Genomic DNA, 16,428 nt, shown 5'->3' with positions numbered 1-16,428 from the left:
CGCGGCGCCGGCCCGCGTCGGCGGCCGGGGCCCTGCGCGGCGGGGGGGGTGTCCCCCCCCCCGTTCGGGCGCGGCCGCCCCCCCCCCCCCCCCCCGGGGGGGGCGGGGCGCGGCCGGGCGGCACCCGTCACCAGTCGCTGAGGTCCGCGGCGGCCTCGTGGAGGGCCAGCTCCAGCAGCACCGGGTCGTTGAGCCGTCCGGACCCGTCGGGCGGGACCAGCCAGCGCACCCCCCGGCTGCTGCGCTCGGGGTGCGGGACGACGATCCAGGTGCCCTCCCCCGCGCACCGCACGCCGGTGCCGACCCAGCGGGCGGCGGTGCCGACGGGGACGAGGAAGCTGACGTGCTCGTCCCCGAAGTCGGCGAGGGCCGGCCCGCAGAAGCCGCCGTCGAGGATGTCCAGGGCCGGGCGCCCGAGCCTGGCCGGGACGGACAGGACGTCCCAGCGGCGGCCGGCGGGCAGCAGCATCAGGCCCAGCCCGGTGCGTTCCCACTGCGCCCGGAAGCCCTCCGGGTCGGGTGCCGCCTGGGCGAGCCAGTGCAGTCCGGTGCTCTCCATGTCTGTCCCCGCTTCGTGCCGCTCGTACCGTTCAGGGCGCGGCGGGGATGCCGAGACCCGCCGCCACCAAGGAGAGGTGGACGGCGGGTCTCTCTTACACCGACTCGGGCGGAAAACCGTGGATGCCGGGGTCAGCTGTCGAAACCGAGCCCCAATCGGTCCAACGTGCGCAGCCACAGGTTGCGGTGTCCGCCGTTGCGGTCGGCGCGCTGCAGCGAGCGGGTGGTGATCTCGATGCCGGCCCAGCGGACCGGCTCGGGCGGGAACGGCAGCGGCTTGCGGCGCACCATCTCCAGCGAGGTGCGCTCGGTGCGCTCGCCCGCGAGCAGGTCGAGCATCACCTCGGCGCCGAAGCGGGTGGCCCCGACGCCGAGCCCGGTGTAGCCGGCCGCGTAGGCGACCCGGCCGCCGTACGCGGTGTCGAAGAACGCCGAGAACCGGCTGCAGGTGTCGATGGCGCCGCCCCACGCGTTCGTGAAGCGCAGGCCCTCCAGCTGCGGGAAGCAGCGGAAGAAGTTGTGCGCCAGGGTCCGGAAGGTCTCCGGCCGCTGGTCGTACTCGTGCCGGACGTGTCCGCCGTAGTGGTAGACCGCGTCGTAGCCGCCCCACAGGATGCGGTTGTCGGCGGTGAGCCGGAAGTAGTGGAACTTGTTGGCGCTGTCGCTGAGCCCCTGCCGCCCGCTCCAGCCGATCGCGGCGAGTTGCTCCGCGCTGAGCGGCTCGGTCATGAGCGCGTAGTCGTACACCGGGACGACGTACGGACGCACGCGCTTGACCAGCGACGGGAACGCGTTGGTACCGAGGGCGACCCGGCGCGCGAACACCCGGCCGTACGGGGTGCGGACGGCCGTGCCGCTGCCGTACTCGCGCAGGTCGGTGGCCCGGGTGTGCTCGAAGATCCGCACGCCCTGGCCGAGGCAGGCCTCCTTGAGGCCCCACGCGAGCTTGGCGGGGTGGACCATGGCCACGCCCTCGCGGTCCCAGAGCCCGCCGAGGAAGGTCGGCGAGTCCACCTCGGCGCGCAGCGCGTCGGCGTCGAGGACGGTGAGGTCGAGGCCGTGCGCGCGCACGGCCTCGGCGATCTCGTGCAGTTCCTCGACCTGGTGGGGCTGGGTGGCGATGTCGATCTCGCCGGTGCGCTCCCACTCGGCGTCGATGCCGTAGCGCTTGAGGGTGTCCTCGATGCCGTCGAGGTTGGCGGCGCCGAGGCGTTCCAGCTGCGCGAGCTCGGCGGGCCAGCGCTGCAGGCCGTTGCCGAAGCCGTGGGTGAGGCTGGCCGCGCAGAACCCGCCGTTGCGCCCGGACGCGGCCCACCCGACCTCCTGCCCCTCGACCAGGACGACGTCCAGCGAGGGGTCGCGCTCCTTGGCGATGAGCGCGGTCCACAGGCCGGAGTAGCCGCCGCCGACGACCAGGAGGTCGCAGACGGTGTCGCCGACCAGGGCGGGCTGCGCCGCGGGCCGGCCCGGGTCCTCCAGCCAGAAGGGGGTGGGGCTGGCGTCACTGAGTGCGCGGGCGGAGTCCATGCATTATCAGCCACTTTCCACGGATAGGTGATGGTTTGACGGGCCACCGCGGTCCGAATCTACGTCAGGCGGTGGCCCTTGCCGCGTCAGGCGGCGGCCTTGCGGCGGTTGCCGAGCCACTGCCCGCCGACGGTCAGCGCGACGGCGGCGATGAACATCGCGGTGCCGATGACGTTCACCTGCACCGGGATGCCGCGCTGCGAGGCGCCCCAGACGAACATCGGGAAGGTGACCGTGGTCGGGCCCGAGTTGAACTGGGTGATGATGAAGTCGTCGAAGGAGAGCGCGAAGCTGAGCAGCGCGCCCGCCGCGATGCCGGGGGCGGCCAGCGGCAGCGTGACCCGGAGGAAGGTCTGGACGGGGGTCGCGTAGAGGTCCTGGGCGGCCTGTTCGAGCCGCGGGTCCATGCTCATCACGCGCGCCTTGACCGCCGTCACCACGAAGCTGAGGCAGAACATGATGTGCGCGATGAGGATCGTGGTGAAGCCGAACGGGATGCGCATGTTGAGGAAGAGCGTGCCGAGCGAGGCGGCCATGACGACCTCGGGCATGGCCATCGGCAGGAAGATCATCGCCGTGGTGGCGGCGCGGCCGCGGAAGCGGTGGCGGGCCAGGGCGAAGGCGACCATGGTGCCGAGGACGGTCGCACCGATGGTGGCGAGCACCGCAATCCGCAGGCTCAGCGAGAGCGACTGGCACATGTCGGCCACGCCGCAGGGGTTGGTCCAGGCGTCGGTGGAGAACTCGTTCCACTCGTAGTTGAACTTGCCCACCGGCTTGTTGAACGAGAACGCGAGCACCACGAGGTTCGGCAGCACCAGGTAGGCGAGCGCCGCCAGCCCGGCCAGCACGACCAGGTGGGCGCGGATCCACTTGAAGATGCGGGACATCAGACCAGCTCCTCCGTCCCGGCCTTGCGCATGTAGACCGTCACCATGACCAGGATCAGCGCCATCAGGATGAAGCTCAGCGCGGCGGCCGTCGGGTAGTCGAGCACGTTCAGGAACTGCTTCTGGATGCCGTTGCCGACCATCTGCTCGCTCGGCGAGCCCAGCAGCTGCGCGTTGATGTAGTCGCCGGACGCCGGGATGAAGGTGAGCAGCGTGCCCGCGACGACACCCGGCAGCGAGATCGGGAAGGTCACCTTGCGGAAGGTGGTGAACGGCCGGGCGTACAGGTCGCCGGCGGCCTCGTGCAGGCGCGGGTCGATCCGCTCCAGCGAGGTGTACAGCGGGAGGATCATGAACGGCAGGAAGTTGTAGGTCAGGCCGCAGACCACGGCGAGCGGCGTGGCCAGCACCCGGTCGCCGGAGGTGAGCCCGAGCGCGTTGGTGACGTCCAGGACGTGCAGCGTGTTCAGCGCGCCGACGACCGGGCCGCCGTCGGACAGGATCGTCTTCCAGGCGAGCGTGCGGATCAGGAAGCTGGTGAAGAACGGCGCGATCACCAGGATCAGGATGACGTTGCGCCACCGCCGGCTCGCCTTGAACGCGATCGTGTAGGCGAGCGGGTAGCCGATGGCCAGGCAGAGCACGGTGGCGACGGCGGCGTAGGAGAACGAGCGGACGAAGTGCCACTTGTACTCGACCAGGGCGTCCCAGTACGTCGAGACGTGCCAGGTGACCTTGAAGCCCGCTTCGAGCGAACCGGTCTGCAGCGAGGTGGACGCCTGGTACAGCATCGGCACGGCGAAGAAGACGACCAGCCAGGCGATGCCGGGCAGCAGCAGCCAGTACGGGGTGAGCTTGCGCTTCGGCTTCGGTCCGGGTTCCTTCAGCGGGATCGCGGCGGCCGGGGTGGTGGCGGTCACGCGGCCTCCTCCGCGGTGCCCGCGTCGATCGCCTGCGCGGCGTCCAGCGCGAAGGAGTGGGCCGGGTTCCAGTGCAGGACGACGGGGGCGCCGGGCACGATCCGGGCGTCGCGCTCCATGTTCTGCTCGAAGACCGTCACCTCCTGGCCGCCGTCGGTGCGCACGACGTACTGGGTGGAGACGCCGATGAAGCTGGAGTCGAGGACGGTGCCGGCCAGCCGGTTGCGGCCGTCGGCGACCTCGGCCGAGCCGTGCTCGATGGTGATCTTCTCGGGCCGGACGCCGAGGTGGACCTGCCGGGAGCCGGTGGAGCAGCGCGCCTTCGGCACGGCGAGCCGGGCGCCGGCCACGGTGAGCAGCAGGTCGCCGCCCTCGCTGCCGGTCACCTCGGCGGGCAGCAGGTTGGACTGCCCGAGGAAGTTGGCCACGAAGGTGGTGGCGGGGTTCTCGTACAGGTCGGCGGGGGCGCCGAGTTGTTCGACCCGGCCGCCGTTCATCACCGCGATGGTGTCGGCCATCGTCATGGCCTCCTCCTGGTCGTGGGTGACGTGGACGAAGGTGATGCCGACCTCGGTCTGGATCCGCTTGAGCTCCAGCTGCATCTGGCGGCGGAGCTTGAGGTCGAGGGCGCCGAGCGGCTCGTCGAGGAGCAGCACCTGCGGGTGGTTGATCAGGGCGCGGGCGACGGCGACGCGCTGCTGCTGGCCGCCGGAGAGCTGGTGCGGCTTGCGCCGCGCGTACGGGCCGAGTTCGACGAGTTCGAGCATCTCCTCGACCTGCTTCTTCACGTCCTTCTTCCCGCGCCGCCGCAGGCCGAAGGCGACGTTCTCGAAGATGTCGAGGTGCGGGAAGAGCGCGTAGCTCTGGAAGACCGTGTTGACCGGCCGCTTGTACGGGGGCAGGGCGGTGACGTCCTGGCCGCCGATCAGGACGGTGCCGCCGGTGGGCTCCTCCAGCCCGGCGATCATGCGCAGGGTGGTGGTCTTGCCGCAGCCGGAGGCGCCGAGCAGGGCGAAGAAGGAGCCCTGGGGCACGGTCAGGTCGAGCGGGTGGACGGCGGTGAAGGAGCCGTAGGTCTTGCCGATGCCGGTGAGGCGGACGTCGCCGCCGGCCGCGTCGCGCTGCTGGTCTGTCATCTGGGGTGTCTTCCTGGTTTCTGCGGTCTCGGCCGGGGGCTGGTCAGGCACCGATGAGCTTGGAGAACTTCTCCTCGAAGTCGCTCTCCTCGCCCTCGGTGAGGGTGCGGAACACGTGCGCCTTCGTCGCCATCTCGGGGGTGGGGACGACCAGCGGGTTGGCCGCGGTGTCCGGGGCGAGCGTGGCGAGCTCGTCCTTCATCCCGGTGACGGCCGAGACGTAGCCGATGCCCGCGACCAGCTGCGCCGCGATCTTGGGCTGATAGTAGAAGTCGATCAGCTTCTCCGCGTTCGCCTTGTGCCGCGCCCTGGCCGGGACCAGCAGGTTGTCGGTCGAGGCGACGTAGCCCTTCTCGGGGATGACGAACTCGATGTCCGGGTTGTCGGCGCGCAGTTGGATCAGGTCGCCGCCCCACGCGACGCACGCGGCGATGTCGCCGGAGGAGAGCTCCTGGCCGTAGTCGTTGCCGGTGAAGCGGCGGATCTGCTTGTCGTCGACGCCCTTCTGCAGCCGGGCGATCGCGGCGCCGTAGTCGTCGGCGGTGAACTTCGCCGGGTCCTTGCCCATGTCGAGCAGGACCATCCCGATCGTGTCGCGCATCTCGGACAGGAAGGTCACCCGGCCCTTGAGCTCGGGGTCGTCGAGCAGCTGGGAGACGCTCGTGACCTCCTTCCCCTTGGTGGCCTTCTTGTTGTAGGCGACGACGACCTGGATGCCGGCCCACGGGTAGGTGTAGAGCCGCCCCGGGTCCCAGTCGGGGGCGCGGAAGCGCGCCTCGACGTTGGTGATGGCGGTGGTGACGTTGGCCGGGTCCAGCTTCTGCGCCCAGCCGAGCCGGATCAGCCGGCCGCACATCCAGTCGGTGAGCACCACCAGGTCGCGGCCGGTGTCCTGGCCGGACGCCAGCTGCGGCTTGATCTTGCCGAAGAACTCGACGTTGTCGTTGACGTCCTCGGTGTACTTGACCGTGATCCCGGTGGCCGCGGTGAAGGCGTCCAGGGTGCCGTGCTTCTGCTTGTCCTTCTCGTCGGTGTCCACGTAGAGCGGCCAGTTGGAGAACGCGACCTCCTTCTCGCCGGCCGAGTGGTCCTCGGCCGCGTTGGCGCTCGAATCGCCGCTCACCCGGGGAGCGGCCGGGATGCCGCAGGCGGCCAGGGTGCCGGCCCCGGCGGTCAGCGCGGCGGCGCGCAGCAGGGTGCGGCGGCCGATCGCGGCCCTGCCGCTGGTCAGGCTGCGTTCCCAGGCCCTTCGGACCGGTTCGGGCAGACCGTCGGTGAGCTCGTTGAACGCCATGGAACGGGCCTCCTGGGGGAAGTCGGGGGTGTGGGGGGCACCCGCCGGCCGGGGGTCATCTGTCGCCGAAGACGGTGCGGTGCCAGTCCTTGCGGGCCACCGCGGTGGTGTCGAACATGACGTGCTTGACCTGCGTGTACTCGTCCAGCGAGTACTGGGACATGTCCTTGCCGTAGCCGGAGGCCTTGTAGCCGCCGTGCGGCATCTCGCTGATGATCGGGATGTGGTCGTTGACCCACACGCACCCGGCGGCGATCTCCCGGGTGGCGCGCAGCGAGCGGTGGACGTTGGTGGTCCAGGCGGAGGCGGCCAGGCCGTAGGGGGTGTCGTTGGCCAGCCGCAGGCCCTCGTCGTCGGTGTCGAAGGGCAGCACGACGAGCACCGGGCCGAAGACCTCGCCCTGCACGATCTCGCTGTCCTGGGCGGCGTCCGTGACGAGGGTGGGCGGGTAGTAGGCGCCGCGGGCGAGGTCGGTGCCGTCGTGGCCCTTCACGGGGAGCCGGCCGCCGGTGACGACGGTGGCGTACGCGCGGGCGCGCTCGACGAAGCCAGCCACGCGGTCCCGGTGGGTGTAGGAGACCAGCGGGCCGAGGTCCGTGCGGGGGTCCAGCGGGTTGCCGACGCGCACGGCGGCGTACAGCTCGGCCACGCCGGCCACGAACGCGTCGTACAGGGGGCGCTGGACGTAGGCGCGGGTCGCGGCGGTGCAGTCCTGGCCGCCGTTGATCAGCGACGCGGCGACCGCGCCGTGCACGGCGGCGTCGAGGTCGGCGTCGTCGAAGACCACGAACGGGGCCTTGCCGCCGAGTTCGAGGTGGGTGCGCTTGACGCCCGCGACGGCGAGTTCGGCGACCCTGCGCCCGACCGCGGTGGAGCCGGTGAAGGACACCATCGCGACGTCCGGGTGGGAGACGAGGTGCTCGCCGGCCGTGCGCCCGGCACCGGTGACGACGTTGACGACGCCGTCGGGGATGCCGGCCTCGGTGCACGCCTTCGCGAACATCAGCGAGGTCAGCGGCGTCAGCTCGGCCGGCTTGAGCACGATCGTGTTGCCGGCCGCGATCGCCGGGAGGACCTTCCAGGCGGCCATCTGCAGCGGGTAGTTCCACGGCGAGATCGAGCCGACGACGCCGACCGGCTCGCGCCGCACGTAGGAGGTGTGGTCGCCGGAGTACTCGCCGGCCGCCTTGCCCTCCAGGTTGCGGGCGGCCCCGGCGAAGAAGGCGGCGTTGTCGATGGTGCCGGGCACGTCGAACTCGGTGGCCAGCCGGACGGGCTTGCCGGTCTGCGCGGTCTCCACCCGGGCGAGGTCGTCGCCGGCCCGGGTGAGGACGGCGGCCAGCCGGTTCAGCGCCTCGGCGCGGGCGCCGGGGGTCGCGGCGGCCCAGCCGGGCAGCGCGGCCCGGGCGGCGGCCACGGCCGCGTCGACCTCCGCGGTGGTGGCCAGGGCGACCTGTTCGACCACGCTGCCGTCCGCGGGGTTGACGACCTGGAAAGGCCCGCCGCTCCCCCGGCTCTGCCGGCCGGCGATGTACTGCGCGCCGGCGCCGAAGTCGGTCAGGTCCATCTGGTTCCTCCAAGTGCCGGTTCCGGCAGTGCGACGTTCCCCGGGCAGGGGATTCCACTGCCTCTTTCCTGCTGACGCGACGGATTCCGGTGTCCGGATCTTCGCCACAGCCGACCCGCTGACCATGCCCGCTGCCGCGACGGCGTGACAAGGGTCACTCCGACAGTCTCGACACGAAGGGCCTTACAACCTGCAAGGTGCCGAACAGCCCAACAGTTCGTCGTGAGCAGGATGATTTACCTGACACTGTGGATCCCCTAGGAGCTCTGGAGGCCCTCGCGATGCTCCCCACCGTCGCCCGCGTGCTCGACCTGGAGGTGATGCGGCGCGGCCTGCCCCAGGTCGTCGCCGGCGCCGACCACCTGGAGCGGCCGGTCCGCTGGGTCCACGTCAGCGAGCTGCCCGACGTCGCCGGGATGCTGCGCGGCGGCGAGCTGGTCCTCACCACCGGCATCGCGCTGCCCGAGGACCGCGACGGACTCGCCCGCTACGTCCGCGAGCTGGCCGACGTCGGCGTCGCCGGGCTGGTCATCGAGTTCGGCCGGCGCTACTTCGACACGCTCCCCCGCGCCCTGGTGCACGCCGCCGAACAGCGCGGCCTGCCGCTGATCGCACTGCGCCGCGAACTGCGCTTCGTCGCCGTCACCGAGGCCGTCCACGCCCTGGTCGTCAACGCCCAGCTCGACCAGCTGCGCGCCTCCGAGGCCGTCCACCAGGTGTTCAACGAGCTGGTCGTCGAGGGCGCCGAACCCCCCGAGGTCATCCGCCAGGTGGCCCGGATCGCCGGCGCACCCGTCGTCCTGGAGAACCTCGCCCACCAGGTGCTCGCACACGACGCCGCCGGCCGCCCCGAGGCCGAACTGCTGGAGGACTGGGAGCGCCGCTCGCGCGGGGTGCGCCCGCCCGGCCGCACCGGCCACGACCCGCGCAGCGGCTGGCTGGTGACCACGGTCGGCGCGCGCGGCCAGGACTGGGGCCGGCTCGTGCTCGTCCAGGAGCCCGGCGCACTGCCCGCCGGCGAGGCGCACCCGCACGCCATGCTGCTGGAGCGCGGCGCCTCCGCCCTCGCGCTCAACCGGCTCGTGGTGCGCGACCGGGAGAGCCTGGAGCGGCAGACCCACCGCACCCTGCTGTCCGGCATCCTCACCCACGCGCTCACCGTCTCCGAGGCCGCCCTGCGCGCCCAGGCGCTCGGCGTCCCGCTGGAGGGCCGCCGGCTGGTCGGCGTCGTGCTGCGGCAGCGGCGCGGGCCGATCCCGGCCGCCCTGGAGGCGCAGGCCCGGCTGCGCGACTTCACCGAGCTGGCCGCCGGCGCCGTCCGGGCCTGCCGGCTGTCGGCCCTGGTCGGCGCGCTGGACGACGAGGGCGTCGGCGTCCTGATCGCCCTCGGCACGCAGCAGGACGAGCACGCCGCGCTGGACGCCTTCTCGGCCGCGCTGCGCCGGATGGCGGCGGAGGCCGCGCGCGACGCCGGCCCCGGGCCGGAACCGGTGGTCGCGGTCGGCTCCTCGGTCGGCTCGGTCCGCGACGCCCGGCGCACCCTCCTGGAGGCCACCCAGGTCGCCGACGCGGCCCTGCACGACGCGCCGGGCGCCCGGACGTCGTCCTACTACCGGCTGCCCGACGTGCGCCTGCGCGGCCTCCTGCACCTCCTGCGCGACGACGCCCGCCTGCAGACCTACGTCGAGCGGGAGCTGGGCCCGCTGCTCGCCCACGACGCCGAGCACAACGGCCAGTTGGTGCGGATGCTGCGGATCTACCTGGAGCAGGGCCGGAACAAGTCCGCCGCGGCCGACGCCGCGCACCTGTCCCGGCCGTCCTTCTACGACCGGCTGCACAAGGTCGAGCGGATCCTCGGCGTCGACCTCGACCAGGTGGAGTCCTGCCTCTCCCTGCACGTGGCGCTGCTCGCCCTCGACGCCGTCCGCCGGTGAACCTCAGACCCCGGTGATGCGCCCCCAGACCTTGTGCAGCGCGGGCCGCTCGGCCGAGGTCACGTCGCGCATGGTGCGCAGCCGGGCGCGCATCTCGTCGGTGGGGAAGACCAGCGGGTTCTCCGCCAGCTCGGCCTTGTCCTTGTCACCGCTCGCCGCGAGGACCTCGCGCGCGGCCGGCACCGGGCAGATGTACTGGACGGCGGCGGCGAGCTGCGCGGCGACCTCGGGCTGGTAGTAGTAGTCGATCAGCAGCTCGGCGTTGCGCTTGTGCTCCGCCCGGTTGGGGATCATCAGGCTCTCCGCCCACAGCTCGGCGCCCTCCTCCGGCACGAGGAACGCGATGTCCGGGTTCTCGGCGGTGAGCTGGACGGCGTCGCCGGAGTACGCCTGGCAGGCGAGCGCGGCGCCGGAGGCGAGGTCGCCGGTGTAGTCGTTGCCGGTGAAGCGGCGGACGTGGCCGTTGTCGACCATCTTCTGCACGAGGTCCATCGCGCGGTGCGCGTCGTCGTCGGTGAACCGGGAGACGTCGGCGCCCTGGGAGAGCATGAGCAGCCCGAGCGCCTCGTCCAGCCCGGCGAACAGCGTCACCCGGCCCTTGAGGTCGGGCGCCCACAGGTCCGCCGTCGACCCGAGCTCGCGGCCGATCGCCTTGCGGTTGTACGCGATGCCGGTGATCCCGGACTGCCAGGGCACGCTGCGCCGGCGCCCGGGGTCGAAGGCCGGCCGGGCGAGCTGCGGGTCCAGGTTGGCCGTGACGTTGGGCAGGTTGGCCCGGTCCATGGCCTGCACCCAGCCGAGCGAGACGTACCGCCCGGCCATCCAGTCGCTGATCACCATGAGGTCCCGGCCCGGGTCGGCGCCCTCGGTGAGCACCGGGCTGATCTTGCCGAAGAACTCGTCGTTGTCGTTGATGTCCTCGGTGTAGGTGACCGCGATCCCGGTCTTCTCGGTGAAGGCGTCGAGCGTCGGCCGCCGTCCCCGGTCGTCGACGTCGATGTACTGCGTCCAGTTGGAGAACGCCATCCGCCGGTCGGTCTCCGAGCGGTCCGGCGCCGAGCGGCGGTCCTCGGCCACGTACGCGGACGGGATCCCGCAGCCGCTCAGCGCGCCGGCACCGAGCAGCGCGGCCCCGCCGCCGAGCACCGAACGTCGGCGCAGCGCACGGGGGTTCAACGGACGTCGGGACGTGGTGGTGCTGGGCATGGTGGGGCCTCCGGAGCGTGGGACGGCCCCGGGCGCACCGAGGCACCCGGGGCCGTCCGATTCGTTACGTCAGACAGTGTGCGCGTCGGCGAGCGACAGCACCTCGTCGAGCACCGCGAGGCCGGTCTTGGCCTCCTCCTCCGTGACGGTGCACGGGGGGACGACGTGGAAGCGGTTCATGTTGACGAACGGCCAGAGCCCGCGCTGCTTGCAGGCGGCGGCCAGTTCGCCCATCGGCGCGTTGGCGGCGCCGGCGGCGTTGTAGGGCACCAGCGGCTCGCGGGTCTCGCGGTTCTTGACCAGGTCCAGCGCCCAGAACACGCCGAGGCCGCGCACCTCGCCGATCGAGGGGTGCCGATCGGCCAGCTCGCGCAGGCCGGGGCCGAGCACGGTCTCGCCGATGTGCTTGGCGTGCTCGACGATGCGCTCCTCGGCCATCGCGTTGATGGTCGCGACGGCGGAGGCGCAGGCCAGCGGGTGGCCGGAGTAGGTGAGCCCGCCGGGGAAGGGCCGCTCGTCGAAGTCGGCGGCGATCGCGGCGCTGATCGCCACGCCGCCGAGCGGCACGTAGCCGGAGTTGACGCCCTTGGCGAAGGTCAGCAGGTCCGGGGTGACGCCCCAATGGTCGGCGGCGAACCACTCGCCGGTGCGGCCGAAGCCCGCCATCACCTCGTCGAGGATGAACACGATCCCGTAGCGGTCGCAGATCTCCCGCACCCCGGCGAGGTAGCCCGGCGGCGGGATCAGGATGCCCGCGGTGCCGACCACGGTCTCCAGGATGACGGCCGCGACCGTGCCCGGCCCCTCGAACGCGATCACCTGCTCCAGGTGCTCCAGCGCGCGCTCGCACTCCTGCGCCTCGTTCTCGGCGTGGAAGTTGGAGCGGTAGGCGTACGGGCCCCAGAAGTGCACCACGCCGGAGACGCCGGTGTCGTTGGCCCAGCGGCGCGGGTCGCCGGTGAGGGCGATCGCGTTGGCGGTGGCGCCGTGGTACGAGCGGTAGGTGGAGAGCACCTTCTGCCGGCCGGTGTGCAGCCGGGCCAGCCGGATGGCGTTCTCGTTGGCCTCGGCGCCGCCGTTGGTGAAGAAGATCTTGTCCAGGTCGCCGGGGGTGCGCTCGGCGATCAGCCGGGCGGCCTCGCTGCGCGGCTCGACCGCGAAGCCGGGCGCGAGCGTGCAGAGCTTCGCCGCCTGCTCCTGGATCGCGGCGACCACCTTCGGGTGCTGGTGCCCGATGTTGGTGTTCACCAGCTGCGAGGAGAAGTCGAGGTAGCGGTTCCCCTCGTAGTCCCAGAAGTACGAGCCCTCGGCGCCGGCCACCGCGAGGGGGTCGATCAGCGCCTGGGCGGACCACGAGTGGAAGACGTGCGCGCGGTCGGCGGCCTTGACGGCCTGGCCTGCGGCTGAGTCAGCGGTGGGGATGCTCATGCGGCAAGGCTAGGGAGTCCGGTGCCCGAAGTGCAGTTTCATCTTGTCAGTCGGTCACGCGAACGGCCGACAGGGTGCAAAGACACAGGGCCCGGGTCGAATCGACCCGGGCCTCATGTCAGTTCATACCAACGATCAGATGGCGGTCATCCTGCGCCCGACGGTCATGACCCGCTCAGATCGCGGTCATCCTGCGCCCGACGGTCATGACCCGCTCAGATCGCGGTCATGACGTGCTTCACCCGGGTGTAGTCCTCGAAGCCGTAGGCCGAGAGGTCCTTGCCGTAGCCGGACTTCTTGAAGCCGCCGTGCGGCATCTCGGCGACCAGCGGGATGTGGGTGTTGATCCACACGCAGCCGAAGTCCAGGCGGCGCGACATCCGCATGGCGCGGGCGTGGTCCTTGGTCCACACCGAGGACGCCAGCGCGAACTCGACGCCGTTGGCGTACTCGACGGCCTGGTCCTCGTCGGTGAACCGCTGCACGGTGATGACCGGGCCGAAGACCTCGTTCTGGATGATCTCGTCGTCCTGCTTGAGGCCGGAGACGACGGTCGGGGCGTAGAAGTAGCCCTGCTCGCCGACCCGGTGGCCACCGGTCTCGACCTTGGCGTGGGCGGGCAGCCGCTCGATGAAGCCGGCCACCTGCTTCAGCTGGTTGGCGTTGTTCAGCGGGCCGTACAGCACGTCCTCGTCGTCCACGCCGCCGGTCTTGGTCTCGGCCGCGGCCTTCGCCAGCGCCTCGACGAAGGCGTCGTGGATCGAGTCGTGCACCAGCACGCGGGTGGCCGCGGTGCAGTCCTGGCCGGCGTTGAAGAAGCCCGCCACCGAGATGCCCTCGACGGCCTCGGCGATGTCGGCGTCCTCGAACACCACGACCGGGGCCTTGCCGCCCAGCTCCAGGTGCACGCGCTTGACGTCCTTGGAGGCCGACTCCGCGACCTGGATGCCGGCCCGGACCGAACCGGTGATGGAGGCCATCGCCGGGGTGCGGTGCTCGACCATCAGCTTGCCGGTCTCGCGGTCGCCGCAGATGACGTTGAAGACGCCGGCCGGCAGCTCCAGGTCCTTGAGGATGCCGCCGATGATCTCGGCCAGCAGCACGGTGGAGGCCGGGGTGGTGTCCGAGGGCTTCAGCACGACGGCGTTGCCCGCGGCGATCGCCGGGGCGAACTTCCAGACGGCCATCATCATCGGGTAGTTCCACGGCGCGACCTGGGCACAGACGCCGACCGGCTCACGGCGGATGATCGAGGTCATCCCGTCCATGTACTCACCGGCGGCCTTGCCCTCCAGCAGGCGCGCGGCGCCGGCGAAGAAGCGGATCTGGTCCACCATCGGGCCGATCTCCTCGGAGAGGGTCAGCGCGCGGGGCTTGCCGGTGTTGCGCACCTCGGCGTCGACGATCTCGTCGGCGCGCGCCTCGACGGCGTCGGCGATCTTCAGGAGCAGCTTCTGGCGGGTGCTCGGGGTGGCGTCGCGCCAGACCGGGAAGGCGGCGGCGGCCGAGGCCATCGCGGCGTCGACGTCCGCTGCACCGGACAGCGGGGACGTCGCGTAGACCTCGCCGGTCGTCGGGTCGACGATGTCGAGCGTGCGGCCGTCGGCCGCGTCGACGAACTCACCGTTGATGTAGTTGCGCAGCGTGCGAAGGTCGCTCACGGGGTCTCTCCTCGGTCTGGTCCTGCGGCGTTGCAGAGTCCGGCGCCATGGTACGTCCGCGGCCGCGGCGTACGAAGGGTGCCGAGTGGCCGGGCCCGGACGGCCGCGGTCCACTGGTGGGGGAACGCGCGCTGCGCTGCGTCGCCGCGCGCGTACCGTGCCAGGGTAGCCGGAACACGGAGGGGATCGACAGCCCCGACGCACTCGGACGATGAAATCCGTACGCGATTTCTGAGATCGCGACGAAATCAGCAGTTTCCACGGTTGCGAACACGGGAACGATCAGGCACAGTTGCGGCGTGGCCAACCGCGACCGGAACGCCAGCGTTCCCCTCGACGCCGCCTCCAAGGCGATCATCGAGCAGCTCCAGGAGGACGGGCGCCGCCCGTACGCCGCCATCGGCAAGGCCGTCGGCCTGTCCGAGGCGGCCGTGCGCCAGCGCGTCCAGAAGCTGCTCGACCAGGGCGTGATGCAGATCGTCGCCGTCACCGACCCGCTCACCGTCGGCTTCACCCGCCAGGCGATGGTCGGGATCCGGGTCGAGGGCGACATCGAACCCGTCGCCGACGCGCTGGCCGCCCTCGACGAGGTCGACTACGTCGTCTGCACCGCCGGCTCGTTCGACCTCCTGGCCGAACTGGTCTGCGAGGACGACGAGCACCTGCTCGAAATGATCAACAAGCGCATCCGCGCGCTTCCCGGCGTGCGGAGCACCGAGAGTTTCGTTTACCTGAAGCTCCGGAAACAGACCTACACCTGGGGCACCCGATGACAGCCGACCCGGCCCAGAAGGACCTTTCCAAGACCGCCTACGACCACCTGTGGATGCACTTCACCCGCATGTCGTCGTACGAGAACTCCCCCGTACCGACCATCGTCAAGGGCGAGGGCACGTACATCTGGGACGACAAGGGCCGGAAGTACATCGACGGCCTGGCCGGCCTGTTCGTCGTGCAGGCCGGTCACGGCCGCACCGAGCTCGCCGAGGTGGCCGCCAAGCAGGCCAAGGAACTCGCGTTCTTCCCGATCTGGAGCTACGCGCACCCCAAGGCCGTCGAACTGGCCGAGCGCCTCGCCAACTACGCCCCGGGCGACCTGAACAAGGTCTTCTTCTCCACCGGCGGCGGCGAGGCCGTCGAGACCGCCTGGAAGCTCGCCAAGCAGTACTTCAAGCTGATCGGCAAGCCGACCAAGTACAAGGTCATCTCCCGCGCGATCGCCTACCACGGCACCCCCCAGGGCGCCCTGTCGATCACCGGCCTGCCGGGCCTGAAGGCCCCGTTCGAGCCGCTGGTGCCGGGCACCCACAAGGCCCCGAACACCAACATCTACCGCGCCCCGCACTACCTGGAGGGCCCCGACGGCACCGTCGACCCCGAGGCGTACGGCCGCTGGTGCGCCGACCAGGTCGAGGAGGCCATCCTCTTCGAGGGCGCCGACACCGTCGCCGCCGTGTTCGTCGAGCCGGTGCAGAACGCCGGCGGCTGCTTCCCGCCGCCGCCCGGCTACTTCCAGCGCCTGCGCGAGATCTGCGACCGCCACGACGTGCTGCTGGTCTCGGACGAGGTCATCTGCGCCTTCGGCCGCCTCGGCACCATGTTCGGCGCCGACAAGTTCGGCTACGTGCCGGACATGATCACCTGCGCCAAGGGCATGACCTCGGGCTACTCCCCGATCGGCGCGACGATCATCTCCGACCGCATCGCCGAGCCGTTCTACAAGGGCGACAACACCTTCCTGCACGGTTACACCTTCGCCGGTCACCCGGTGTCGTCCGCCGTGGCGCTGGCCAACCTCGACATCTTCGAGCGCGAGGGCCTGAACCAGCACGTGCTGGACAACGAGTCGCGCTTCCTGGGCACCCTGAGCAAGCTGCGCGACCTGCCGATCGTCGGCGACGTCCGCGGCAACGGGTACTTCTACGGCATCGAGCTCGTCAAGGACAAGGTCACCAAGGAGTCCTTCAACGACGAGGAGACCGAGCGCGTGCTCTACGGCTTCCTGTCGAAGGCGCTCTTCGACAACGGCCTGTACTGCCGCGCCGACGACCGCGGCGACCCGGTCGTCCAGCTGGCCCCGCCGCTGATCTCCGACCAGTCGACCTTCGACGAGATCGAGCAGATCCTGCGGACCAGCCTCACCGACGCGTGGGCGAAGCTCTGATCAGCTGATCCTCTTTCCCACCCTCCGCCGAAGGGGGGGGGCCCCCCCCCCCCCGGCCCCCCGGGGGGGGGGGGGGGGCGCCACACGGGGGGGGAGGGGCGGGGGGGGGCGACCCCACCGCACAGATGGTGGGGGTTGTCAGC

At 71.4% G+C, this 16,428-nt stretch carries 13 protein-coding genes; 3 read left to right on the top strand and 10 right to left on the bottom strand.

Annotated features, from left to right (window positions below; genetic code table 11):
• Positions 1-127: 127 nt before the first annotated feature.
• The 7 genes from ACFV4F_RS21495 to ACFV4F_RS21465 form a co-directional block, all read right to left on the bottom strand.
• Positions 128-559: a hypothetical protein gene (locus ACFV4F_RS21495; RefSeq protein WP_380499322.1), complete on the bottom strand. Its 432-nt coding sequence runs from the start codon at positions 557-559 to the stop codon at positions 128-130.
• Between the two features lie 131 nt (positions 560-690).
• Positions 691-2,085, bottom strand: coding sequence for an NAD(P)/FAD-dependent oxidoreductase (locus ACFV4F_RS21490; RefSeq protein WP_380504564.1), 1,395 nt, complete (start codon positions 2,083-2,085; stop codon positions 691-693).
• An 86-nt stretch (positions 2,086-2,171) separates the two neighbouring features.
• On the bottom strand, positions 2,172-2,975 hold the full coding sequence (locus ACFV4F_RS21485) for an ABC transporter permease (RefSeq protein WP_380443906.1): 804 nt from the start codon (positions 2,973-2,975) through the stop codon (positions 2,172-2,174).
• On the bottom strand, positions 2,975-3,868 hold the full coding sequence (locus tag ACFV4F_RS21480; protein WP_380443924.1) for an ABC transporter permease: 894 nt from the start codon (positions 3,866-3,868) through the stop codon (positions 2,975-2,977). The genes ACFV4F_RS21485 and ACFV4F_RS21480 overlap by 1 nt, the downstream gene beginning before the upstream one ends.
• Positions 3,869-3,891: 23 nt before the next feature.
• On the bottom strand, positions 3,892-5,031 hold the full coding sequence (locus tag ACFV4F_RS21475; RefSeq protein ID WP_380504561.1) for an ABC transporter ATP-binding protein: 1,140 nt from the start codon (positions 5,029-5,031) through the stop codon (positions 3,892-3,894).
• Positions 5,032-5,074: 43 nt separating this feature from the next.
• On the bottom strand, positions 5,075-6,325 hold the full coding sequence (locus ACFV4F_RS21470; protein WP_380499319.1) for a spermidine/putrescine ABC transporter substrate-binding protein: 1,251 nt from the start codon (positions 6,323-6,325) through the stop codon (positions 5,075-5,077).
• A gap of 55 nt (positions 6,326-6,380) precedes the next feature.
• On the bottom strand, positions 6,381-7,892 hold the full coding sequence (locus ACFV4F_RS21465; protein ID WP_380443900.1) for a gamma-aminobutyraldehyde dehydrogenase: 1,512 nt from the start codon (positions 7,890-7,892) through the stop codon (positions 6,381-6,383).
• Between the two features lie 281 nt (positions 7,893-8,173).
• Between ACFV4F_RS21465 and ACFV4F_RS21460 the strand changes: the two genes are divergently transcribed.
• Positions 8,174-9,826 (top strand): PucR family transcriptional regulator, encoded by a 1,653-nt coding sequence (locus tag ACFV4F_RS21460; protein WP_380504557.1) that lies wholly within the window; start codon positions 8,174-8,176, stop codon positions 9,824-9,826.
• A gap of 3 nt (positions 9,827-9,829) precedes the next feature.
• On the opposite strand, the gene ACFV4F_RS21455 is transcribed toward ACFV4F_RS21460, so the two are convergent.
• The 3 genes from ACFV4F_RS21455 to ACFV4F_RS21445 form a co-directional block, all read right to left on the bottom strand.
• Positions 9,830-11,032, bottom strand: a complete 1,203-nt coding sequence (locus tag ACFV4F_RS21455) for a spermidine/putrescine ABC transporter substrate-binding protein (RefSeq protein WP_380443896.1) — start codon at positions 11,030-11,032, stop codon at positions 9,830-9,832.
• A 69-nt stretch (positions 11,033-11,101) separates the two neighbouring features.
• Positions 11,102-12,460 (bottom strand): aspartate aminotransferase family protein, encoded by a 1,359-nt coding sequence (locus ACFV4F_RS21450; protein WP_380443894.1) that lies wholly within the window; start codon positions 12,458-12,460, stop codon positions 11,102-11,104.
• 215 nt (positions 12,461-12,675) lie between these two features.
• Entirely contained in the window at positions 12,676-14,121 is a 1,446-nt protein-coding gene (locus ACFV4F_RS21445; RefSeq protein ID WP_380443892.1) for a gamma-aminobutyraldehyde dehydrogenase, read from the bottom strand.
• Positions 14,122-14,420: 299 nt separating this feature from the next.
• Here ACFV4F_RS21445 and ACFV4F_RS21440 point away from each other — a divergent pair, with 299 nt between their 5' ends.
• Positions 14,421-14,894, top strand: a complete 474-nt coding sequence (locus tag ACFV4F_RS21440) for an Lrp/AsnC family transcriptional regulator (RefSeq protein WP_030306695.1) — start codon at positions 14,421-14,423, stop codon at positions 14,892-14,894.
• Positions 14,891-16,285, top strand: coding sequence for an aspartate aminotransferase family protein (locus tag ACFV4F_RS21435; protein WP_380443890.1), 1,395 nt, complete (start codon positions 14,891-14,893; stop codon positions 16,283-16,285). The genes ACFV4F_RS21440 and ACFV4F_RS21435 overlap by 4 nt, the downstream gene beginning before the upstream one ends.
• Positions 16,286-16,428: the final 143 nt, after the last annotated feature.

Source organism: Kitasatospora sp. NPDC059722, assembly GCF_042733235.1.
Classification (GTDB): Bacteria; Actinomycetota; Actinomycetes; order Streptomycetales; family Streptomycetaceae; genus Kitasatospora.
Note: the sequence above shows the minus strand (reverse complement) of the source record. Positions and strands in the feature narration are given on the sequence as shown.